The sequence below is a fragment of the Paraburkholderia franconis genome, from assembly GCF_009362735.1.
In the GTDB taxonomy this organism is placed as follows: domain Bacteria; phylum Pseudomonadota; class Gammaproteobacteria; order Burkholderiales; family Burkholderiaceae; genus Paraburkholderia; species Paraburkholderia franconis.
On record NZ_WHNP01000038.1, the window covers coordinates 38,829 to 61,367 of the forward strand.

21 protein-coding genes are annotated in these 22,539 nt (G+C 62.1%); 12 read left to right on the forward strand and 9 right to left on the reverse strand.

Annotated elements, in window-relative coordinates; translation table 11 throughout:
* Nucleotides 1-477 precede the first annotated feature (477 nt).
* From GCT13_RS30740 to GCT13_RS30765, 5 genes are all read left to right on the forward strand, one after another.
* Nucleotides 478-1,239 carry a 2-keto-4-pentenoate hydratase gene (locus GCT13_RS30740; RefSeq protein ID WP_152764556.1) on the forward strand — a complete coding sequence of 254 codons (762 nt, stop codon included), beginning with the start codon at nt 478-480 and terminating at the stop codon, nt 1,237-1,239.
* A gap of 932 nt (nt 1,240-2,171) precedes the next feature.
* On the forward strand, nt 2,172-4,094 hold the full coding sequence (locus tag GCT13_RS30750; protein ID WP_087735276.1) for a PrkA family serine protein kinase: 1,923 nt from the start codon (nt 2,172-2,174) through the stop codon (nt 4,092-4,094).
* A 141-nt stretch (nt 4,095-4,235) separates the two neighbouring features.
* Nucleotides 4,236-5,507, forward strand: coding sequence for a YeaH/YhbH family protein (locus GCT13_RS30755; protein ID WP_321574732.1), 1,272 nt, complete (start codon nt 4,236-4,238; stop codon nt 5,505-5,507).
* The gene (locus tag GCT13_RS30760) at nt 5,504-7,240 is read left to right on the forward strand and encodes a SpoVR family protein (protein WP_152764560.1); all 1,737 of its coding nucleotides are present in this window, start codon (nt 5,504-5,506) and stop codon (nt 7,238-7,240) included. Before GCT13_RS30755 ends, GCT13_RS30760 begins: the two co-directional genes overlap by 4 nt.
* A gap of 352 nt (nt 7,241-7,592) precedes the next feature.
* Complete coding sequence (locus tag GCT13_RS30765; protein ID WP_152764562.1) at nt 7,593-8,888, forward strand: MFS family transporter; 1,296 nt, start codon at nt 7,593-7,595, stop codon at nt 8,886-8,888.
* A 95-nt stretch (nt 8,889-8,983) separates the two neighbouring features.
* Here GCT13_RS30765 and GCT13_RS30770 read toward each other — a convergent pair whose 3' ends face one another.
* Together GCT13_RS30770 and GCT13_RS30775 are read right to left on the reverse strand one after the other, a co-directional pair.
* The gene (locus GCT13_RS30770; protein ID WP_152764564.1) at nt 8,984-9,961 is read right to left on the reverse strand and encodes a glycosyltransferase family 2 protein; all 978 of its coding nucleotides are present in this window, start codon (nt 9,959-9,961) and stop codon (nt 8,984-8,986) included.
* 235 nt (nt 9,962-10,196) lie between these two features.
* Nucleotides 10,197-10,382 carry a hypothetical protein gene (locus GCT13_RS30775; protein ID WP_152764565.1) on the reverse strand — a complete coding sequence of 62 codons (186 nt, stop codon included), beginning with the start codon at nt 10,380-10,382 and terminating at the stop codon, nt 10,197-10,199.
* 120 nt (nt 10,383-10,502) lie between these two features.
* Here GCT13_RS30775 and GCT13_RS30780 point away from each other — a divergent pair, with 120 nt between their 5' ends.
* A complete protein-coding gene (locus GCT13_RS30780) occupies nt 10,503-10,733 on the forward strand; it encodes a hypothetical protein (protein WP_087735271.1) in 231 nt (76 codons plus the stop codon).
* 51 nt (nt 10,734-10,784) lie between these two features.
* Here the strand turns inward: GCT13_RS30780 and GCT13_RS30785 are convergent, their stop codons facing one another.
* Complete coding sequence (locus tag GCT13_RS30785) at nt 10,785-11,222, reverse strand: hypothetical protein (protein ID WP_407670886.1); 438 nt, start codon at nt 11,220-11,222, stop codon at nt 10,785-10,787.
* A gap of 150 nt (nt 11,223-11,372) precedes the next feature.
* Nucleotides 11,373-12,677, reverse strand: a complete 1,305-nt coding sequence (locus GCT13_RS30790; protein WP_227747090.1) for an MFS transporter — start codon at nt 12,675-12,677, stop codon at nt 11,373-11,375.
* Nucleotides 12,678-12,947: 270 nt separating this feature from the next.
* Between GCT13_RS30790 and GCT13_RS30795 the strand changes: the two genes are divergently transcribed.
* The 4 genes from GCT13_RS30795 to cls all read left to right on the forward strand — a co-directional run bounded on the left by GCT13_RS30795 (nt 12,948) and on the right by cls (nt 16,408).
* On the forward strand, nt 12,948-13,796 hold the full coding sequence (locus GCT13_RS30795) for a mechanosensitive ion channel family protein (RefSeq protein ID WP_152764568.1): 849 nt from the start codon (nt 12,948-12,950) through the stop codon (nt 13,794-13,796).
* A 397-nt stretch (nt 13,797-14,193) separates the two neighbouring features.
* On the forward strand, nt 14,194-14,466 hold the full coding sequence (locus GCT13_RS30800; RefSeq protein ID WP_227747091.1) for a hypothetical protein: 273 nt from the start codon (nt 14,194-14,196) through the stop codon (nt 14,464-14,466).
* 303 nt (nt 14,467-14,769) lie between these two features.
* Complete coding sequence (locus tag GCT13_RS30805; protein WP_152764571.1) at nt 14,770-15,033, forward strand: hypothetical protein; 264 nt, start codon at nt 14,770-14,772, stop codon at nt 15,031-15,033.
* A gap of 112 nt (nt 15,034-15,145) precedes the next feature.
* Complete coding sequence (gene cls, locus GCT13_RS30810) at nt 15,146-16,408, forward strand: cardiolipin synthase (protein ID WP_152764573.1); 1,263 nt, start codon at nt 15,146-15,148, stop codon at nt 16,406-16,408.
* Here cls and GCT13_RS30815 read toward each other — a convergent pair.
* The 5 genes from GCT13_RS30815 to GCT13_RS30835 form a co-directional block, all read right to left on the reverse strand.
* Nucleotides 16,375-16,683, reverse strand: a complete 309-nt coding sequence (locus tag GCT13_RS30815) for a hypothetical protein (RefSeq protein WP_227747092.1) — start codon at nt 16,681-16,683, stop codon at nt 16,375-16,377. The genes cls and GCT13_RS30815 overlap by 34 nt on opposite strands.
* Nucleotides 16,684-16,794: 111 nt before the next feature.
* Nucleotides 16,795-17,829 (reverse strand): porin, encoded by a 1,035-nt coding sequence (locus tag GCT13_RS30820; protein ID WP_407670885.1) that lies wholly within the window; start codon nt 17,827-17,829, stop codon nt 16,795-16,797.
* A 225-nt stretch (nt 17,830-18,054) separates the two neighbouring features.
* Nucleotides 18,055-18,372, reverse strand: coding sequence for a high-potential iron-sulfur protein (locus GCT13_RS30825; protein WP_152764577.1), 318 nt, complete (start codon nt 18,370-18,372; stop codon nt 18,055-18,057).
* Nucleotides 18,369-19,136 (reverse strand): Pr6Pr family membrane protein, encoded by a 768-nt coding sequence (locus GCT13_RS30830; protein ID WP_152764579.1) that lies wholly within the window; start codon nt 19,134-19,136, stop codon nt 18,369-18,371. Before GCT13_RS30830 ends, GCT13_RS30825 begins: the two co-directional genes overlap by 4 nt.
* Before the next feature lie 162 nt (nt 19,137-19,298).
* Complete coding sequence (locus GCT13_RS30835; protein ID WP_321574734.1) at nt 19,299-20,807, reverse strand: esterase-like activity of phytase family protein; 1,509 nt, start codon at nt 20,805-20,807, stop codon at nt 19,299-19,301.
* A 345-nt stretch (nt 20,808-21,152) separates the two neighbouring features.
* Here GCT13_RS30835 and GCT13_RS30840 point away from each other — a divergent pair, with 345 nt between their 5' ends.
* Entirely contained in the window at nt 21,153-21,833 is a 681-nt protein-coding gene (locus GCT13_RS30840) for a J domain-containing protein (protein WP_152764581.1), read from the forward strand.
* Between the two features lie 81 nt (nt 21,834-21,914).
* The gene (locus GCT13_RS30845; RefSeq protein WP_152764583.1) at nt 21,915-22,448 is read left to right on the forward strand and encodes a hypothetical protein; all 534 of its coding nucleotides are present in this window, start codon (nt 21,915-21,917) and stop codon (nt 22,446-22,448) included.
* Nucleotides 22,449-22,539 lie beyond the last annotated feature (91 nt).

A 22,539-nucleotide genomic window follows, 5' to 3' on the forward strand; every position in this document is an offset into this window, starting at 1 on the left:
AAACACATGGGTGACTTCCGTGCGCGAAGACATCGGCCAACATTCAGCGCAGCCTGCTCCAAAGACGTGCCGACGCACCAAAAGCGGGCTTGAAGATGCCGGTTTGAAACACGGCATCCACTGTGCCGTTCGTGCGTCCGTGACGAACGCATGAACGAAGTCCACCGCCTGTTCGCGCAGAACTGCATGCGCGCATGGCCGTTGCGCAAGCCCGCAATGGCGCGCCGTCGCCGTCTTCTCCTTTCTGACCACTCGAGCCGACTCAGCGCGCCAATGTTCCGGTACATTGACGAACGGACAAACGCGGCGGCGAATGTGCCGTTGTACTCATGCCGCATCACAGCACGCGCGAGCCGTCTGAAGAGACGGCTTCACGCGCACGTTCGCCGCGCGACGCCATCGCTTGCCGCAATCGCTTTGCCGTTGCATCAGCCCACGTCAGACCAGGACAGTCCAGAAAGCCAAAAGGGAAACGACATGACGGATCACGACCTCGCGCAGCGCCTCGTCGATGCGCGCCGCCAGCACCGCGCAATCGACACGCTCCCGCTCGACACCCTCCCGCCCGACGCCGCGACGGCCTATGCGATCCAGCAGGCGGTCATCACGGGGCTGGGCGGCTCGACGGGTGCCTGGAAAATCGGTGCCAAAGCTCCGGGCGGTCCGGCCTCGGGCGCGCCGATTCCGGCTGCGCTGACGGTGGCCTCGCCCGCGCGGCTCGAACATGGTTCGTTTTTCCGCGTGCTGCTCGAACTGGAAATCGCGTTCCGCTTCGCCGAGCCCATCGAGCCGCACGGCGAGACCTATGCGCGCGATGAAGTGCTGGCACGCGTCGGCTCGGTGCTGCCCGCGATCGAAATCGTCGACAGCCGCTTCGCCGAATGGCCGAACGTCGCGCTCCTCGCGCAACTCGCCGATGCGCAGAACAATGGCGCACTGGTGACGGGGCGTGCGCAGCCGTACGCGTCGCTCGCGCGCTCGTTCGACTTCGTGTCGCCCGAACTCGAACTGATGGTTGACGGCCAGTCGCTCGTGCCCGAATCGACGGGCAATCCCGCCGGCGACCCGCGCGAACTGCTCGTGTGGTTCGTCAACCACTGCGCCGCCATGGGTATCACCATCGAGCCCGAATGGACCATCACGACCGGCTCGTATATCGGCGCGCATCGGGTCGATGGGCCGGGGCGCGTGTATGGTCATATCGACGGACTCGGCGAGGTCGAAGTCGAACTGACGTAAACCACTAAGTCCAATACGGCCCAATACAGCTCAATAACGCGCCCCACCAGGCGCCGCGCTGCGGCGCCATCACACTGCATGCGGATGCGGCGGCCTGCACTGCCGTCGCGTCCGCATGCATGCATTCATTCGTCTCCGCCGCCTCGTCCTCTGCGATTTGCGACAGCGTACCCACCAAACGCGTCGATCAAGGGCGAAAAGGGCAAACACCTGGCTACATCTACCTATTCAGATGCGCGTCGCGTGCGCCGTCCTATGGACATGGCGTCAAAGGACGGATGATGACGCGTGTCACGCCGATTCATGCGCGCCTGCACATAGACGCATAGACGCGATTGCGTTGAACGATTTGGCGCACGCGCTGACGAACGGCAGGAATGCGCGCTTGCGCACGTGCAAAACATGTAACACAGCGACTGAACTGTCGTCGCAAGCATCCATGCGAGCGTTATGGCAGAAAGAGCAGAAGGGGCGGCAACGTATCCCTGCGCAGCGGGTATTGAAGTCGATGACGCAGCGCAGCCCACATGCACTGAGTCGCATGCACTGCAGGCCCGCGCGAGACGAAGTAATGTGTCGCAGTGGTGTGGACGGGCGGACAGCGTGCTACACGAGCGTTTGCCAAGATGCGGAAAAGTGCAGAATGCCACGCGATGCCGCGTGTGAAAGATGCATGAGGAGGACAGCGTGGGGAAGGAACGCAAGATGCAATGCAGCAGCGCTGGTGAAGCTTCTCGCGAGGTGTGGGCAATGATTGTAGGTGAGCGAATTTGCGTCATCAAGCGAGTGGGGCTGAGCGCTAGCTGTGGCGCGATTTTCACAACGTAGTTCGTGAAAAAAAATTTAAAAGGGTTTAGGATGAATTCGAGCGATGTCGTTTCCTGATAGCGCGCCGCGCACGACATCGTCCCAGACTTCGGCGAGGAGGTAGCATGGATATCTACAGCAGTTTCGCGACCCGCTTCGAGAAAACGCGAGAGGAGGAATTCTCGCTCGAGGAGTATCTCGCGCTCTGCAAAGACAATCCCGCCGCGTACGCCACCGCGGGCGAACGCATGCTGTCGGCAATAGGAGAACCTGAGCAGATAGACACACGCAACGATCCGCGTCTTTCGCGTATCTTCGCGAACAAGGTCATCAAGGTATACCCCGCATTCCGTGAGTTCTACGGAATGGAAGACGTCATCGAGCAGGTGGTCGCCTACTTCAGGCATGCCGCCCAGGGGCTCGAAGAAAAGAAGCAGATTCTTTATCTGTTGGGACCGGTCGGCGGCGGCAAGTCGTCGATTGCCGAGCGGCTCAAGCAGCTGATGGAACGCGTGCCGTTCTATGCGATCAAGGGCTCGCCCGTCAACGAATCGCCTTTGGGCCTGTTCGACTATGACGAGGACGGTCCCATCCTCGAAGAGCAATACGGCATACCGCGCCGCTACCTGAAGAGCATTCTGAGTCCGTGGGCGGTCAAGCGCCTGCACGAATACAACGGCGACATCCGCAAGTTCCGCGTGGTGCGGCGCTATCCGTCGGTGTTGCGGCAGATCGCGATCGCGAAGACCGAGCCGGGCGACGAAAACAATCAGGACATTTCGTCCCTCGTCGGCAAGGTCGATATCCGCAAGCTCGAGCAGTATGCGCAGGACGACGCGGACGCCTATAGCTACTCCGGCGGCCTGTGTCTCGCGAACCAGGGCCTGCTCGAGTTCGTCGAAATGTTCAAGGCGCCGATCAAGGTGCTGCACCCGTTGCTCACTGCAACGCAGGAAGGCAATTTCAAGGGCACGGAAGGCTTCGGCGCGATTCCGTTCGACGGCATCATCCTCGCTCACTCGAACGAGTCGGAGTGGAAAGCGTTCCGCAACAACCGCAACAACGAAGCACTGCTCGACCGTATCTTCGTCGTGAAGGTGCCGTACTGCCTGCGCTACTCGGAAGAGATGAAGATCTACGAGAAGCTGCTGCGCAATTCGTCGCTGGCCAATGCCGTGTGCGCGCCCGGCACGCTGAAGATGATGGCGCAGTTCTCGGTGCTCACGCGCTTGCAGGAGCCGGAGAATTCGAGCCTCTTTTCGAAGATGCAGGTGTACGACGGCGAGAACCTGAAAGACACCGATCCGAAGGCGAAGTCCTATCAGGAGTATCGCGATTTTGCCGGCGTCGACGAAGGGATGACGGGCGTGTCCACGCGCTTCGCGTTCAAGATCATGTCGCGCGTGTTCAACTTCGATACGACGGAAGTCGCGGCGAACCCGGTGCACCTGATGTATGTGCTCGAACAGCAGATCGAGCGCGAGCAGTTCCCGCCGGAAACCGAACAGAAGTTCCTGTCGTTCATCAAGGACGTGCTCGCGTCGCGTTACGCAGAATTCATTGGCAAGGAGATTCAGACCGCGTATCTGGAGTCGTATTCCGAGTACGGGCAGAACATTTTCGATCGCTATGTGACGTACGCTGACTTCTGGATTCAGGACCAGGAGTTCCGCGACCACGACACGGGCGAGAGCTTCGACCGCGCGGCGTTGAATGCCGAGCTGGAGAAGATCGAGAAGCCTGCCGGCATCAGCAACCCGAAGGACTTCCGCAACGAGATCGTGAATTTCGTTTTGCGCGCGCGTGCCGCGAACGGGGGCAAGAACCCCGCGTGGATCAGCTACGAAAAGCTGCGCGTCGTGATCGAAAAGAAAATGTTCTCGAATACGGAAGAACTTCTCCCCGTCATCTCGTTCAATGCGAAAGGGTCGGCGGAGGAGCAGCGCAAGCACGAGGACTTCGTCAACCGGATGGTCACCAAGGGCTATACGCCGAAGCAGGTGCGGCTCTTGTGCGATTGGTATCTGCGTGTGCGCAAGTCGTCATGAAACGCGTAGCGCAAAGCCCGCGCGAACGGGTTCGCTTCACCCGATTGGCGCGGGCCTCCTGCGAGGCGCAAGCCGCATGGACATAACATTGCATGCGCAACTTGCGCCCCGCGTATTCCAAATCGGAGCGGGAGACCGGATGTGCTTCATCAAATCATCGACCGCAGGCTGGCAGGCAAGAACAAGAGCATTGCAAACCGCGAACGCTTTCTGCGTCGCGTGAAGGGATATATTCGTCGCGCAGTGTCCGAAGCGGTGCGCGACCGAAGTATCAAGGATATTCAGAACACCCAGAGCATCACGATTCCGCGCAAGGACATCGCCGAGCCGTCGTTCCGGCATGGTCCGGGCGGCAGGCGCGAAATGGTGCACCCGGGTAACGCCGACTACATACGCGGCGACAAGATACCCCGCCCGCAAGGGGGCGGCGGCGGTGGCGGTGGCGGCAGCGCGAGCAACGAAGGCGAAGGGCAGGACGATTTCGTTTTCGAACTGAGCCGCGAAGAATTCATGCAGTACTTCTTCGACGACCTCGAATTGCCGCGTCTCGTCAAAACGCATCTGCTCGCCGTGCCGACATGGAAGAGCATTCGCGCGGGCTGGGCGGCGGAGGGCACGCCGAACAACATCGACGTCGTGCGTTCATTGCGCAGCGCATTGGGCCGGCGCATCGCGCTCGGCGCGCCGCTTGTCAATGAGTTGCACGAGCTTGAGAAGCAGCTCGAAGAGATGAAGGCGGATCCTGCCGACCGTCGCGAAGAGATCAAGCTGCTCGAAGAGGACATCCACCATTTGCGCGGCCGCATCTGGCGCATTCCGTTTATCGACCCGTTCGATCTGCGTTACGTGAACCGCGTGAAGCAGCCGCAACCATCGAGTCAGGCCGTGATGTTTTGTCTGATGGATGTGTCGGGTTCGATGGACGAGCAGCGCAAGGATCTCGCGAAGCGCTTCTTCATCCTGCTGTATCTGTTCCTCAAGCGGAACTACGAGAAGATCGAAGTGGTGTTCATCCGGCACCACACGCGCGCCGAAGAAGTCGACGAAGACACGTTCTTCCATTCGACGGAAAGCGGCGGCACGGTCGTATCGAGCGCGCTGGAACTGATGCAGAAGATCCTCGACGAACGCTATTCGCCGACTGAATGGAACATTTATGGCGCGCAGGCTTCGGATGGCGACAACTGGACCGACGACTCGCCGAAATGCCGCAAGATCCTCTCGGATGACATTCTCGATAAGGTGCGGTATTTTGCGTACATTCAGGTGACGCCTGAAGAGCAGAACCTGTGGCTCGAATATGCACAGCTTGCGCAAATGGTGCCGCATCTGGCCATGAAGAAGGTCGAGACGGCTGCGGATATCTATCCAGTGTTCCGTGAGCTGTTTGAGAAGCAGGTGGAAGCGGCATGACGACTCGCCACCTGCACAACGAAGCGCGCGGGTATCAGCCCGAGCGTCGTAAAGGCGTGCCGAAGCGAAGTGAGGCCGGGCATGCCGAGGCGAACACGGCGCGCGTGAAGGATACGCGCGCGCCCGATGCCGGAGCAGGCGTAGCGCCTGACGCAGCCGCAGCACGAGGACCCGCCGGGGCGCCCACCGAAGGGCAAAGGGAAGTCCGTATGAACGTTGCCGACAGAAGGCCGTTGCCGTGTCCGTCCGACTGGACCTTCGAACTGATCGAAGAGTACGACACTCATATCGCGCATGTTGCGGAGCAATATGAACTCGATGTCTATCCGATCCAGCTCGAACTGATCAGCGCCGAACAGATGATGGACGCGTATGCGTCCGTCGGCATGCCGGTCAACTACCGGCACTGGTCATTCGGCAAGCATTTTCTCGCTACCGAAAAAAGCTACCGACGCGGGCAAATGGGCCTCGCGTATGAGATCGTCATCAATTCGAATCCTTGCATCGCATATCTGATGGAAGAGAACACGATGACGATGCAGGCACTCGTCATCGCGCACGCGGCCTATGGCCACAACTCTTTCTTCAAGGGCAACTATCTGTTCCGCTTGTGGACGGATGCGCATGCGATCGTCGACTACCTCGTCTACGCGAAGAACTACATCGCGGAATGCGAGGAGCGTTACGGGCTCGATCGTGTCGAAGAACTGCTCGACTCGTGCCATGCGCTGATGAACTATGGCGTGGACCGCTACAAGCGTCCGCAGAAGCTGTCGTTGCAGAGGGAACTCGCAGCGCGCCGCGAACGCGAAGCGTATATGCAGTCGCAGGTCAACGAGTTGTGGCGCACGCTGCCGACGCGCCACACGCCCATGCCTGAAGAAGTGGAAGAGCGCTATCCGCCGGAGCCGCAGGAAAACCTGCTGTACTTCGCGGAAAAGAACGCGCCGCTGCTGGAGCCGTGGGAGCGCGAAGTCATCCGCATCGTGCGCAAGATCGGGCAGTACTTCTATCCGCAACGTCAGACGCAGGTGATGAACGAAGGTTGGGCCACGTTCTGGCATTACACGCTGCTCAATACGCTGTACAACGAAGGCAAGCTCGAAGACGGCTTCATGATGGAGTTCCTCCATTCGCATAGCAACGTCGTCTATCAGCCGCCCGTCACGAAGCCGTACTACAGCGGGATCAATCCATATGCGCTCGGCTTTTCGATGATGAGCGACATTCGCCGCATCTGCGAAAACCCGACGGAAGAGGACCGCAAGTGGTTCCCCGAACTCGCGGGCAGTCCGTGGCTGCAGGCGATGCACTACGCGATGCGTAACTTCAAGGACGAGAGCTTTATTGCACAGTACCTGTCGCCGCATCTGATCCGCGAAATGCGGCTCTTCTCGGTGCTCGACGATGACATGCGCGATGCGCTCGAGGTCTCCGCGATTCACGACGACAGCGGCTATCAATACGTGCGCCAGGCGCTGTCGCGTCAGTACGACATGCATCATCGCGAGCCGAACATCCAGGTGTATTCCGTGAATACGCGCGGCGACCGCAGTCTCACGCTGCGTCACTTCATGAGCGACAACCGGCATCTGTCGAACGACAGCGACGAAGTGCTCAAGCACATGGCGCGCTTGTGGCAGTTCGACGTGTACCTGGAGAGCGTCGACGAAAACGGGACGGTCAGAAAGCGCTACGAGTGCCGCTATACGGCGCCCGCGATTCGAGTGTGACGGGCGCTTGACGAACCTTTGACGCGCGTTTGACGGCCCCGCTCGCAGCAACCGTGATGAAAGCCAGCCTCCGGGCTGGCTTTTTTTGTGCGCTCGACATGCGCGGCGCGCTCGCACTCACAGGCGGCGCGGCCACGTCTGGCACAAAACGCTTCAGATGAGCGTCCATGCGCCGTTATTCATGGATATCCGTTAAGATACCGACCGCGTTAAAGCTTACGTTTCTCTACAATCTCGCACGCGCGCTGAAACCCGATTGCAACAGGATCGAAACCCTGCTGCAAACCGGCTCCAGCGCAATACAAGGCGGCGTCACGACCGCTAAAACCTGTTAGAAGGGACCGACACCAGCATGACCGACACGACTGTCTTCACTCCCAGCGACACCCGGCGACGCATCTTCGCAATCGTCGGCGCCTCATCGGGCAACCTCGTCGAGTGGTTCGATTTCTACGTCTACTCGTTTTGCGCGCTGTACTTCGCGCCCGCGTTTTTTCCGAAGGGCGACACGACGGCGCAGCTGCTGAACACGGCGGGCGTTTTTGCGGCGGGCTTCCTGATGCGTCCGATCGGCGGCTGGTTCTTCGGGCGTCTTGCCGACAAGCGCGGCCGGCGCTTCGCAATGATGGTGTCGGTGTTCATGATGTGCGGCGGCTCACTCGTGATCGCGGTGGTGCCCACCTATGCGCAGATCGGCGCGCTCGCGCCCTTGCTGCTGCTGGTTGCGCGTCTGTTCCAGGGGCTGTCCGTGGGCGGCGAGTACGGCACGAGCGCCACGTATATGAGTGAAGTCGCGCTGCAGGGACGCCGCGGCTTCTTCGCGTCGTTCCAATACGTGACGCTGATCGGCGGCCAACTGTTCGCGCTGCTTGTGCTCGTGATCCTGCAACAGGTGCTGACGACGGAAGAGCTGAAGGCATGGGGCTGGCGGATTCCGTTCGTGGTCGGCGCAATGTCGGCGCTGGTCGCGCTGTATCTGCGCCGCTCGCTCGACGAAACGACGACGGCCGAGATGCGTCAGCGCAAGGAAGCGGGCACGTTGCGCGGGATGTGGCAGCACAAGGGCGCGTTCTTCACTGTGCTCGGCTTCACCGCTGGCGGCTCGCTGATTTTCTACACGTTCACGACGTACATGCAGAAGTACCTGGTCAACACGGCGGGCATGCATGCGAAGACGGCGAGCAACGTGATGACGGCCGCTCTCTTCGTGTACATGGTCATCCAGCCGCTGTTCGGCGCATTGTCGGATCGTATCGGCCGCCGTAACTCGATGCTGCTGTTCGGCTTCTTCGCGACGATCGGCACGGTGCCGCTGCTCCATGCGCTGAAGGACGTGACGAGCCCGTTCGCGGCATTCGCGCTCGTCGTGACCGCGCTCGCCATCGTCAGCTTCTATACGTCGATCAGCGGCTTGATCAAGGCCGAGATGTTCCCGCCGGAAGTGCGCGCACTCGGCGTGGGCCTTTCGTATGCTGTGGCGAATGCGATCTTCGGCGGCTCGGCGGAATATGTTGCGCTGTGGCTCAAGCAGGCGGGCAGTGAACCGATGTTCTACTGGTACGTGACCGTTCTGTGCGCGATTGCGGGACTCGTGTCGTTCCGCATGCGCGATCCGTCGAAGGAAGGCTACCTGCGCAACGAACCGTGATGCGCTCGGTCTAACCGGATGTGATGCAACAAGCGGCTCTGTTCGATGAACAGAGCCGTTTTCGTATGGCCGCGTCGTTTTTCGCGGCTGCGTTTTTACGGAAACTTCGGCGCGGAAGGCGGCAGACCGCGCCACCTCATCGAGACGAACGCGCGCGCGATCAGCGACAGATGGTAGTAGAGCCGCGCATCGCGACCATACCCATACGCATATAGATGCGCGAGCGCCACGCGGAGCGCGGCCCAAGGCGCATCGTTCTTCGCGTACAGCGACACGACGATAGGCGCGAGCCGACGTAACGCGAGCTTGCGCGCCGGTTCGAGCGATGCATCGAGCGACAATCCCGATACGAATTCGAAGGCCGTCAGTGAGGCGGCGAACGTCGAGCCGCGCGTGCTGCGCGAAATCGATGCGTCGGTTTTGCGGTAGTACGACACGTACCGATGCAGGTAATAAACCTGCGATGCCGCAAGACATAGCTCGGACCCGAACACGTAATCGCAGCACATGCCGACGTCGTCGCGATAGCCGATCCGCTTGACGAGATCGGCATTCGCCATCCATCCGTTGTTCGGGAACATCTGCACGAGCCCTGTGCGTCCCGGCTGCTGCTGCATGCCTTGCGCGGGCTCGATGCGATGGAAGTTCGCGTTGAGGGCATCGCTCTTCGATAGGTCGACGTGTCCTTGCGCATCGATTTCATACTGGTCCGCGAACGCGACTTCGAGCTGCGGATGCGACTGCCATAACGCCAGCAGACTTTCGATGCCGTCCTTCGCGAAGTAATCGTCGTCGTGGATCAACGAGATCTTCTCGCCGCTCGCGCGCGCAAAGAGGCTCGCGACATTGCGCGCCTGCCCGAGCGGCGGCTCGTTCTTCACGTAGCGGATGCGCGCGTCGTGTGCATACCGCGCTTCGATCAGGCGTTGCGTGCGGGTGTCGCTCGAATCGTCGCCGATCAGGATCTCGATGTTCGTATGGGTTTGTGCCAGACACGAGTCGAGGCACTCGACGATCAACTCCGGCCTGTTGCACGTCGGCACGCAAATGGAAACCTTGCTGGATATCGTCATTGTTTTCCACCTCGCTCCAATGTGGTCGCAGCGAGCGCTTCACATGACGAAACCTTTCGCTGCTGCCAGCAAGGTAGATGAAGGACACGAAAAAATAACCAGAAATAATTCCGCAAAAAATGCGTCCGCGTGGCAGGACAATGCGCGGATTGCACTGAAAAAATGCGCCTGCGCTACGTGACGCGCAGGCCGCCATATTTTTTGCAGCAAAGGGTTTTCACCGCGCGCTTTTGCGTCAGCCGACCGAGGGCTCGCCTTCGCCCGGCTTTTTGCCCGGACGATCGGACGGCGACTGCTTGCGCCCGTCGTCGTCCCGCTCGGGCATCTTGCTCTTTTCGTTATCGCTGTGGACAGGGTGCTTCGGATGTTCGACGTCGCTGCCCGGACTCGTGGTGCCCGCGCGTGGTTTTTCGCTGCTCATGAGACGCTCCCTTTGACAATAGCCGTCTTCCATCAAGCAATTGCCGCTCCCGTCCCGCCATTGCTAGACTCTTTCGCGAGGGCGCTACATCAATAACAGCCTGATCAGCGGAGACGACACATGAGCAAGATCGCGTTCCAGGATTTCGAACGGCAAGTCATGCAACGCCACGTGATTCGAGGGCACGTGTACGAAAACGCAGCCGCGCTCGTCGATCGCGCGAATGCGTGGATTGCCGAGCACAACATCGATGTGATCAACGTCGAAAGCCTGTCGACGTTCGGCTCCGGCGACGATACGAGCGTGAGCCACTGGTATTCTGGGATTCGCGTCTGGTATCGCACGCAATAGTGCGCGATGCGCGATAGTGCGGCCGCGTGATCGTGCTGCGCAGATGCCGCGCTACTTGCCGGACACGATCAGTTTCAGCTTGCTCGCGCCGGCGGGCATCGCGGTGATCTGCGTGCGCGCATCGCGTGGGCCGATGTAGAAATGCTGGCGTGCCGGCGAGTTCACGTCGTGCGTGGCGTCGGGCAGGCACGACGCGATGTCCGCCGCGACGGCCTGCAGTGCCGTCGTGCTCGATCCCGCGCCTTCGTTCGGCGTCCACATGCATTCGTAGCCGCCTTTTGTCGCGCCGCATTGCGCGTCGTTGCCGTACGGTTGCGCGACGCCTTTGCCGTCGTCGGGCGTCAGTTGCGAAAATCCGGTCGGCGCGGCCGCGACGATGCGCTTGAGCGCGGCGCAAGGGTTGGGCGAATCGTCGGCGCGAACGGTTAGCGGACCCAGCGCGGTTATCGCAATGACTGCGGTCGCACTGATTCGACGAAGCGCGGGCATTCGATGGTGGCGTTGCGTGTCGCGCATCTGCGTCTCCTTGACGTCTTGACGGATGGCCGTACCGTTGTTTCGCAGCCGATCTGTCGAGCGAGCACGCAATCGACGCGCCTGATTCCCTGCGTTATCCGCACTGATAGGTACGCATCCGCGTCATGCGTCCGCGGCACCGCCGCGTTCTTCGCGCTCAAGCGTGCGCGTGCGGCGCAATTCGGGGAATAGCCGCATCCACAGCAGCGCGATCGCAATGGTCGCGCAACCGCCGACGAGCACAGCAGCCTGCGCGCCCCACCATCCGGCAGTCACACCGGACTCGAACTCGCCGAGCTGATTCGACGTGCCGATGAATAGCGAATTGACGGCGCTCACGCGGCCGAGCATGTCGTCGGGCGTGCGCAGCTGCACGAGCGACAGGCGCACGACCACGCTGATTACATCGGACGCGCCGAGCGCCATCAATGCCAGCAGCGACTCGATGAACGAATGCGACAGCCCGAACACGAGCGTCGCGATGCCGAATGCGATCACGCCGCCGAACATCGCCGAACCCGGCCGCTTGCGCAGCGGAAAATGCGCGAGCCAGATCGTGCCGCCGAGCGCGCCGACGGCCGACGCGGAGCGCAGCAGGCCGAGCCCGAGCGGCCCGGCATGCAGCACGTCGCGCGCGACGATCGGCAGCAGCGCAGTTGCGCCGCCGAATAGCACGGCGAACAGATCGAGCGACAGCGCGCCGAGTATCACCGGCTGGCTGCGGATGAAGCGCACGCCGGAGAACACCGATTCGAGCGTGACGGGTGCGCGCGGCACGGGCTTCGCGCGCAGCGGGATCGTGCTCACGGCAGCGGACGCGAGCGCGAACGACAACGTGCACGCGAGATACGCCGCGCCGGGACCGATGCCGTAGAGCAGCCCGCCAAGCGCCGGGCCGCCGATCTGTGCGGCCTGGTTCGCGGACGTCGCCCAGGCCGTCGCCTGCGACAGCTGCGCGCGCGGCACGACGCCCGGCAACAGCGACGCAACGGCAGGGGATTCGAATGCGCGCGCCGCGCCGACGCACGCGGCGAGCGCGTAGATCACGGGCGCGCTGATCCAGCCGGCGAACGTGCTCCACGCGAACAGGGCGGCGGCTGCGCATTCGAGTCCCTGGCAGATGGCCGCGATGCGCCGCCGGTCGTAGCGATCCGCGACCTGGCCGACGACGAGCGTCAGCACGAACATTGGCAGGAACTGCGCGAGGCCGACGAGCCCGAGCGCGAACGCGCTATGCGTGAGCGCATAGATATGCCAGCCCATCGCGACGGCCAGCATCTGAAATGACAGCGACGACAGCACGCGTGTGCACCAGAAACGCTGGAACGGCGTCTGACGCGGCAGGCTGATTTCAGGTTCGCGATGGGTTTCGCCGACGAGCGTGCCGAAGGTCTCCTGGTCGTTGTTCCCGGCGGGTGGTGTTTTCATCAATAAATGAACGGACGTCCCAGATAACGGGCCGTCGTATGCATGCGTCGGTGTCAGGCACCGCATTTGCACGCGCAGTTGAAAGAAGCTCGACGCAACGACGTGTCGAGCCAATGCATCGTCGGGCCGCCAGTGTAGAGCAAGTCGCTCGCGCTTGCCGTTTCGTGCCGGATGGCGTCGGACGAGCCTTGCTTCGACGCGTTGCACGACGTTGCCTTTCTTGCGCCGCGTTGACGTCGCGTCCAATCCCCATCGAACTGCAATACAACCATGGATGATTTGCTCACTCGTGTTTTTCACCTGCAACCCTCGCTGATCGTCACGCTCACGCATGATCTGATGCATGCGGCGGTTGCGATCCTGATCCTGATCGTCGGCTGGTGGGTGTCCAAGCGGACTGGCTCGCTGCTGTCGAAAGGACTGGCGCGCACGCGTGCGGACCCCACGCTCGCGCCGATGATCAATGCGATCGGGGCCTGGGCCGTGCGTGTGCTCGTGCTGTTCGCGGCGCTGAGCGAAGTCGGCGTCGCGACAGCGAGCGTGCTGGCCGTGCTCGGCGCCGCCGGCCTCGCCATCGGCCTCGCGTTGCAGGGCACGCTGCAAAATATTGCAGCCGGCATTATGTTGCTTTTGCTGCGGCCGTTTCGTGCCGGCGATGTGATCGAAGGCACGGGCGCGACGGCAGGCATCGTGCGCGAAGTGGGTCTCTTCACGACGCGTATCGAACGCAGCGACGGCAATGCCGTCTTCGTGCCGAACAGCCAGATCTGGAGCAATCCCGTCATCAATTACTCCAGCGGCGGGACGCAGCGCATCGAAGCGGAAGTCGGGATTGCGCAGCGCCAGGACGTGGCGGGCGCAATCGATGCACTGAAGAAGCTGATCGCCGACGACCCCCGCGTGCTGGGCGGCACGACGCTCGCGCCGATGGTCACGGCGTCGAACTATCCTCAGGGCGGCGGCGCGGCACTGCGTATTGCCGTGTGGGTGAGCGGAGCCGACGCGCAACTGGCCGCGGAGGATCTGCGTGAGCGTTCGCGGGCGGTGCTCGAAGAAGCTGGCTTCAAGGTGGCGCAGCGACCAGCCACGAAGAGTAGACAAGCGTGGGCACATGCATGAATCGGGAGCGCCTTGCGCGTGATGCACATCGCTGCACTGCATAGCCGTTAGTGCATCTCGGTGTTCGGCTGCTGCTGTCGTGGCAACCGTGGCACGCTGCATTGCGATGCGCGTGCATCCGGCTTCATCGTGATCGCCGCCTCCGGGAGCGGCATTTCGTCCGCATACACCGGATAAAAAATTCGGCCGATCCATTCGTTCCAGTCGTAGAAGATTGCTCCGCTTGCTGGCGCACGCATTCCACGTCATGCGCTGCTTTGCCGACAGCCGGTTAGCCGGAGTGCATCGAGGCACCTAACGTCAGAATCATGCTCGTTGCAGCGCTGCTGTTGCCCGATTTCGGGCGACGGCGAGCGCGTCCGTGCGCGGACGAACAAAGGCATGTTGCGGAGCCGTAATGGGTGTAGGTGAAAACCCTGACAATGAGGTAAAATGCGGCGTCAAAGGAAGAGATGCCATGCCGCCCCGTTTTCAGGTTTTTGAAAAAGTTGCCTTCTCGCTAGTCGTGATGTCCGCCGTGCTGTGTTCCGGCTATATCGCATGGGAAACGTCGCCCGATTTCCAGGACGCCGTGCACGCCAGTGCCACTGCCGTGCGCTGGAGCGGCGACTACTCGTTCATCTGCGCATCGACGACCACCAACGCCTGCGATCAGCTTCCCCTCGACTGACTCCTCGATGCTGAATCCCGCGACACGCTGGCGCGTCTGTCCGCCCAGGCCAGCGAGCAGCGGCGCGTAATTTTCACTCCCTCCGTTGGCGCTTTTTTCAAAGCGCCGACCGGCCATCCCGCATCCCCCGCACGCCGTCTCGAACCTGCATTGGGAATGTCATTTGCGTACAACTAACGGCCAGGCTTCGTCCGTCGTAAGCGGCGCGAAGCCCAATTCTTCGAAAACCGTCTTCGCCAGCCCGTCGATCAGCAGGTCGGCATCCACGGTCCAGAACAATTCCGATGCACAAGGAGGCGCGCCATGACACCTGCTTCCCAGTATGAAATGCAGATTCTGCAGGCGGACATACGCATGCTGCTCACGGTCGACGACCACGCCATCGAACTCTTTCCCGGCGCGACAACAGGTGGCGGCGTGGCCGGCAAGCCCTACGCGGTGCTGCATACCGATTCGCTCGCGACGCTATGCGGCTGGCGCGAAGCGATGCAGGACGGCGGACGCCCGTATCGCCTGCTGAACAACCTCTATGGCTATCGCCAGGAAGTGAACAATCCGGACTGGTAGTGCACTCGCAGTGCATCTCTAGCGCACTTGCAGTTCATCTTCTCGTGCGCGCCGTCGCAGTTCTGCTCTTCGGCGCGCGTCTCTCAAGCCTGAACACCGCTGAACGCGGCGCATGCTGACAATACTGCTCACGGCCGTCGTCACGCTCGTGGTCGTGCTCGTGATCGCCAATCTGTCGACAGGCGAAAAGAAGATCGAACACAAGATCGAGCGTCTGTACGGTAGCCACGATCCTCAGTTCATCCGCTCGATGGGCCTGTTGCTCGGTCCGCCCGTCGTATCCGGCAACCGCTTCGATGTGCTGCTCAACGGTGACGAGATCTTTCCTTCGATGCTCGAAGGCATCGCGAGCGCGCGGAAGACCATCACGTTCGAAACCTTCATCTACTGGTCCGGCGCAATCGGCGAGCGGATCGCGGTTGCGCTTTCGGAGAAGGCGCGTGACGGCATTTCAGTGCATGTGCTGCTCGACTGGGTCGGCTCGCAGAGGATGGACAAACGCTATCTGCGCATGCTCGATGACGCAGGCGCGGAAGTGGTCCAGTTCCACAAGCCGCACTGGACCGGGCTTGGCCGCATGAACGACCGCACGCACCGCAAGCTGCTCGTCATCGACGGACGCATAGGCTTTACAGGTGGTGTCGGCATCGCGCAGGAATGGACGGGACATGCACAGGACGAGATGCACTGGCGTGACACGCACTTCCGCGTCACGGGTCCTGTTGTCGGTCATATGCAGGCTGTCTTTATGGACAACTGGATCAAGGCGACCGGCAATGTACTGCATGGACCCGACTATTTTCCTGAGTCCAACGACCAAGGCGAGGGGCTCGCGCACATGTTCAGCAGCTCGCCGTCGGGCGGCAGCGACGACATGCAGTTGATGTACCTGATGGCCATCACGGCGGCGACACGCTCGATTCATCTTGCGAGCGCCTATTTCGTGCCCGACAGGCTGACCGTCAACGCGATCGTCGAAGCGGCAAAGCGCGGCGTCGCCGTGCAGATCCTGACACCGGGCAAGCGCATCGACACGCATACCGTGCGCGAAGCCTCGCGCGCATGCTGGGGACCGTTGCTCGAAGCGGGCGTGCAGATGTTCGAGTATCAGCCGACGATGTTTCACGTCAAGCTGCTGATCGTCGACGATTATCTGGTGTCGGTCGGCTCGACGAATTTCGATTCGCGCTCGTTCAAGCTCAATGACGAGGCGAACCTCAATCTTTACGATGAAGCGTTCGCGCGTCGTCAGACGCAGATCTTCGCCGACGATCTCGCGAAGTCGAAGCGCGTGACGTTCGAGGAATGGAAGCGGCGGCCATGGATGGAGAAAGTCGTCGATCACGTCGTGTCGTTGCTCGATCCGCAGCTTTGACGCGCAGCGGCGCACGCCGCCCGGGTGGCTCGGAGGGGCTTTGCACGGCCGGCACGCATCGGCGGCTCGCGCCTGGGGGGATCGCCCGCGGGCGGCTCCTCGGCAGGCGGCACACGGTCAGGCTCGCGCTCGGGAATGGGTGGCGAGTCGGGGCCCGGATCGGGATCGTCGTCCGGCGCCGGATCGGGATCGACGCCGGGTGGCGTCGGCGTATGCAGCCGCTGATTGACCGGATAAACGAAAAAAGGAAAAGCAGTCTGGTGCAGGTTCATCATGCAGTTCTCGCGAGTGCAGTTCGATACACCGACGAAATCCGCAATGCATGTGCCATCTACCGCGAGTATCGGTAGAAGGCACGATAGTTCAATGCAAGATACTGCACCGCGCTAGAACCGCTCGATCATCCCGACTTGCACTCCGCGTACAGGCGCGCCCGGATAGGCGACGGGCAAGCCCACCACATTGACGCCGCGCAGCGTGAACGTGGCCTCGCCGCGATTCTCCAGGTCGGCGGCGCTCAGATACAGCGACAGCGCCTTCGACACCTGATAGTCGAACATGATGCTGAACTGGTCGGCATCGTTGTTGCGGCCGCTGCGATCGCGCGCATGCGCATAGCCGAGCGACGCGCTGGCTTGCGGCGTGATCTGCCACAACGCGGACAGCGACAGGCCATCGTCGTGATAGCGAGGCGTGCCGCCGTCGCCGTTGAAGTACGCGACATAGCAGGTCAACGTGCTCCACTCGTAAGAAGCGCCCGCGAAGTTCGCGCGCAGCGCGCCGCTGCCATGCGTCTGCTGATGCGCGTAAAGGAGCTTCATAGGGCCGAGCGTCCAGTCGGTCGTCACGTAATACCCGCCGATGCCATTGCCGTCGCCGGGATCGCGCAGCGCATACATGCCCGTCGCGCTGAATCCCCAAATGGTCGGCGACAGGTAGGTGAGCGCGTTGTCCGTGTACGGCGTGATCTTCGACAGGTTGTTCAGCCCCGACGCGATCGTGCCCGCGCCGAATGCATCGAGTTGCCCTTTGAACGGGATATAGATCGGCGAGTACTGGCGCCCGAGGCGCAACTCGCCCCATGCGCCGTGCGCGCCGATCCACGCCTGCCGGTTGAAGATGCTGCCCGGCACGGCGAACGCGCCGCTCGATGAATCGAAGCCGTTCTCGAGCGTGAAGATCAGGCTGTTGCCGTCGCCGAGCGGCTCGCTGCCGCGCAGCCCGACACGCGTGCCGCGATAGGCGCCGGAGTCCATGCGCGCGACGTAGCCGCTGCCGGGGTTCGTCACTTCGATGCTGGTGTCGATGAGACCGTACAGCGTGACGGAGCCTTGCGCGCAGGCAAGTGTCGCGAGACCGGGCGCAACGAAGAGCGCGAGACTTAACGCGCTCGACCCGAACGAGAACAGCCCATGCGACAAGCGAGCCCGAAAACGGCGTAACGGACGACATGACGTGACAGGCGTAGGCATCGGCAGGTCTTTTTATGAAGTTGCAACGCTATCGCGCCGCCGATGTCGGGCGGAACACTGTCGACGAACAGGTCGCTTATGCGTGCCACAGCGGGTACGTGCGAATGCTAACCGAACACGACGCGCGCGACACGTGCAGCCTCACTCACGCGACGAAGCGGCGCTACATGTTCGCTACATGTTCGTATAGGAACTGCACCAGCCGCCGCCTGCCACCTGTTTCGTGCCGAAGAGCGTGCAGCCGCCCCATGCATCCGCCGGGTTGCCCTGAAAGAGCGAGCAGTTGCTGCACGTCTGTCCTGCCTTGTAGTTCGGGAAGCGCGCCTTGTCGACTTTCGCTGCGGCGGTGACGTAGCCGACCGCCTTCGCAGCCGGATCGGATTCGCTCAGCTTCTCGTTCGCGCGGGCGTCGCGGCTTGCGGCGAGCGCCGCGCACAGGCTGGCCGCGAGGCCGCCGGCCGCTACGATGAACTCACGCCGGGTCGTTGTCATGATGGTTCTCTGCTGGGTGAGAAACGGGTGCGGGCGATATCGACCGTGGCCCGTCGATGATTGATGGCGACGAACACGGCCATCAGCATCAGGAAAGCGAGCACGAGCAGGCTCGCGTTGATTATCGCGCGTTCGTAGCCGAGTTCGCCGACGTCGATGAACGGATACGGGTAGAAGTCGGAGAACGCGCCGCGCAGCATCGTCAGCGCGAGATAGCCGAGCGGATAGATGAGCCACCACAGCAGATGGCGCAGCGTCAGATGAAAGCGCGGCACGAACAGCAGCCAGTACAGCGCGGCGAGCACGGGCACGATCGTATGCAGGCTTTCGTTGAGCAGCACGCGCCAGCCCGACGGCGTCCAGACATGGCGCAGCAATACGTTGTACGCGATGCCGACGAACACGATATACACGGTCACGGCCGTCACGACAGTCGGCTTGCGGAAGAATCCCACGAAGGGGACGAAGGGCACGCGACTGCGCTGGTTGAAGAATCCGACGCACGTGAAGCAGAGCGCGCACGCGAAGATCGTCAGATTGGTGAGATAGCTGGTGAGCCGCTCGATGCCACCGATCACGCCGAAGCCGCGCGTGAGCATGCGGTGAACGGTGATGTCGGTTTGCGCGGCGAACGCGCACCATGCGATCAGCGCGATCGACGCGGCCAGCGCAACCGAGGCGACGCTCGGCGCAGAGAGCGGCAGTTCGGGCTCGGCCGCTGCAACGACGACGGACGGCGAGCCTGGGGACGCGGGCTTCTTCATGCGTCGATTCTATACGCGTGAAGCGGCGCGTGCAGAGGCTCGCTTTGTCGATGGAAAAAAGAGAGCCGGCCCGCGGATCGCCGCGGCCGGCCCATCTCAACGTCCGTCAGGGGACGCAGGAACCCCGATCGTGATGTCGGTGACTAGTGTTAGTGACCGTGGTTAGTGACCCTGGCCGTCATGGTCGTGATCGTGACCCTGGTCGTCATCGTCATCGCGGCCGCACACGTCACCGCGGCCGTGGTCGTCGTTCGATACGCCCGGCAGACGCTGCGCGACATAGTGGGGCAGATCGGCGCTATCGATGGCGAACACGAAGAACTGGTTTGGATTCGCGATGCCCGACGGGTGATTCGTATCGGTGACGGTCGCGAGGAAGTCGTTGTCGTTCGCGATGAAGAGCGTGTGCTTCTTCACGCCGCCCACCGTCACGTCCGGGCCGAACGCGAGGCCCTCGAGCTTCGCCGGAATGTCGGTCGCCTTGTAGCCATGCGAGGTCAGCGCCGCAACGACATCGAGGAACAGCGTCTTCTTCAGCGCATAGGGCGCGAGGCCGCTCTGGCTGCTCGTCTGGCTCACGTCCTGCGCGCCCGTCAGGTTGATGCGGAAAATCTGCTTGAACGCGGCCGTCGAATCGTCGCCGAGGCCCTTGCCGTCGCGCTCGTCCATCAGCAGTTCATGATCGTTGATGGCGAGCACGTCGCTGATCGTCGGGTACTTCGGCTTGGCCGTCGTGCCGATGTTCGTGAGCGGGTACGCGTACTGCGTCGTGCGGCCCGTGCGGATGTCGATCTTCACGATGCGCGTATACGCGCCGTTCGTGCCGCCGTCCTGGATCAGCGGGCTCTGCATCGCGCCGAAGAGCGTCGTGCCGTCGGGCGAGATCGCGAGGCCTTCCATGCCCTTGTTCGCGATGCGGCCCGACGTGTTCATGCTGATCTCGTCGTCGCCGACGGGCGAGAGCGTCGATACGGCGAACGTGTCGGGTAGCTTGTACGTCGCGATACGGCGGCCGCTCTTGCGGTCGAAGCGGTACACGTAAGGACCGTACTCGTCGGAGATGAACACGCTGTCGCCGTCGTTCGCGACGCGGATGCTTTCGGGATCGAAGCGGGCGTCGAGCGGATACGTCGACAGGTGCGCGGGATCGAAGTTGTCCGAGCGTCCCGTGAAGTAGTTCGTATGGTTCTGGCTGTTGAGTTTCGGCGCCCCGTTCGGCACGCCGTACGCGGCGCCCATGCCGTACACGAGAGCATCGGATGTATGCAGCAGCGTCGTGTCGAGGAGCTTCGGAGTCAGAGTGAACGGCAGCAAAGAACCCTTCGGCGCTTCCTTCAGATGCAGCCGCAGCGTCTGGAAGCGATTGATGTACGACGCGGTATCGTCGATGGCCGCGTTATACGAAATCGCATTCGGCCCGCGATCCGGCACGGCGAGGAACGTGTGACAGCCTGCATAGCCGATGCCCGAGCCCATGCCGCCGAGCAGATTGCCGGGCGCGCCGTTTTCGAGCGTGCCAGCCGTGTCTTTCGACTTGTCGAGGAGATTGCCGTCCAGTTTGCCGATCGCGATTAGATCGACGGTGGCGTGAGCGGCGGGGGCAGCGGCGAGCGCCGCGAGCGATGCGATGGCACCGAGCATGGTGCGGGCGAAGAGTCGTGAGCGCAGCACGGAAATGTTCCTTGAAAGGAGCAACATGACGAGGGCAGCGCCGGGAATGCGAACGGTGAAAGCGGGGGGATGCAACCCGGACGCAAGGTTGGTTACTTGTTCATTACCGAGGGCCGATGGTGCGCGACGCGTGTGTCGAACATATGACGGAGCACACGCTCGCGATCCGCGCGCAATGTGCGTTGGCGCACATTCGCACGAGCATCTGTCATCGATGCGCGCGCAATCAGTCTGCCGGTGCATGAAAGCGCGACGCAGCCCGATGTCGCTCGCCGATCTCGGGCCCGATCGGCGCGTGCTACGATGAACGCGACCGTCCACTGCAAACCGTGAATCCAACGCGACATGGCAACCCTTTACGCGAAGCTTGGCGTGTCTCAAGACGCCACCCTGGAAGAGATCAAACGAGCGTACCGGAAGGCCGCGATGAAGTGGCATCCCGACCGCAACGTCGGCCACGAAGACGCCGCGCGCGCAACGTTCCAGGAGATCAAGGACGCGTACGCGCTTCTCTCCGACGAAAACCAGCGCAAGGTCTACGACTCGGTCTATGAGCAGGAAATGCGGCGCTGGGAGGCGCTTCACAAGCGTCAGCAGGAGAAGGAGGCGGAGCGCGCTCGCAAGGCGCAAGCCGCCGCGCAAGCGGAGTACGCGCAGATGGTCGGCGTCGCGATGCGCTTTGCCGACGAAGGCCATAATCGCGACGTGCTGTTCGGCGTGCTGCTTGGCCGCAATTGCAATGCCGACGTAGCGCAGCGTATCGCCGACAGCGTGTGGGCGCTGCAGAAGTCGCGGCGCGCGGAGCATGACGAGCAATCAGCGAATACGGACCAGTTCGCCGATGCGGATCAGACGTCGAACGCGGCCGACGCCACCGATATCTCGCCCGAGCTTGCCGAACAGGCGGCGCGCTCGCCATCGCAGGCACAAGCGGCTACCACGAAGCACAGCAAGCCTTCGCACGAAGCACGCGCGGGGAATCTTTTCGATTCGCTGTGGCAGGGCTTTTTCGGCGTTCGCTCATGACGTGCTGCTTGCGCGCCATACTGGTTTCGCGTCCGGCACCCTTTAGAATGGTGTGATGGACTTACGCACGGACATGTTTCGATGAAAGACGCTTTTGAACGACGCGCGTTGCTGCTGCATCTCGGCGACGCGCTGCATGCAATCGATGTGGCGCTGGCCGCCGATGCAACGCGCCACACGGTGCGCGATCTGTTGAACGCTCATGCGGACCTTGCGGCACACGCATGGCTCGCAGCCGTATCGCCCGCGACGACGGCAGCGGACTTCGCGAAGCAGGCGAGCGCATCGTTTGCCGCGTGGCCCGCGCAACTGCTCGAAGAGCAGGTCGACTACGCGCAGCTCGCGCTCGCCGTGCGCGACAACCTGTTTGCGGGCAATGCGGCGGGCTGGCGTGCTTACGTCGACGCGATGAAGCGCGAAGTTGAATGGTTCGGCGATGCGTTGCCTGCACATGCGGAGCCGACTGCGCAGACATTCGAGTCCGCAGACGCGGACGTGCCCTCTGCCGATGCAGCCGACGTCGAGCGCGCCGAAGAGCCGGGCGAGCCGCAGCGCGAGAGCGTCGAAAGCAACGGGCGTTTGTATCCGTCGTGGCCGTGGAAGCCTGGCGTGTGACGCGGGCCGTGCTCACGCTTTAGCATCGGATAGAACACTAGACGCTTCAAAAAGACACCGCCCCGCTGCGGCCGATCGTGTGTGTCGACTG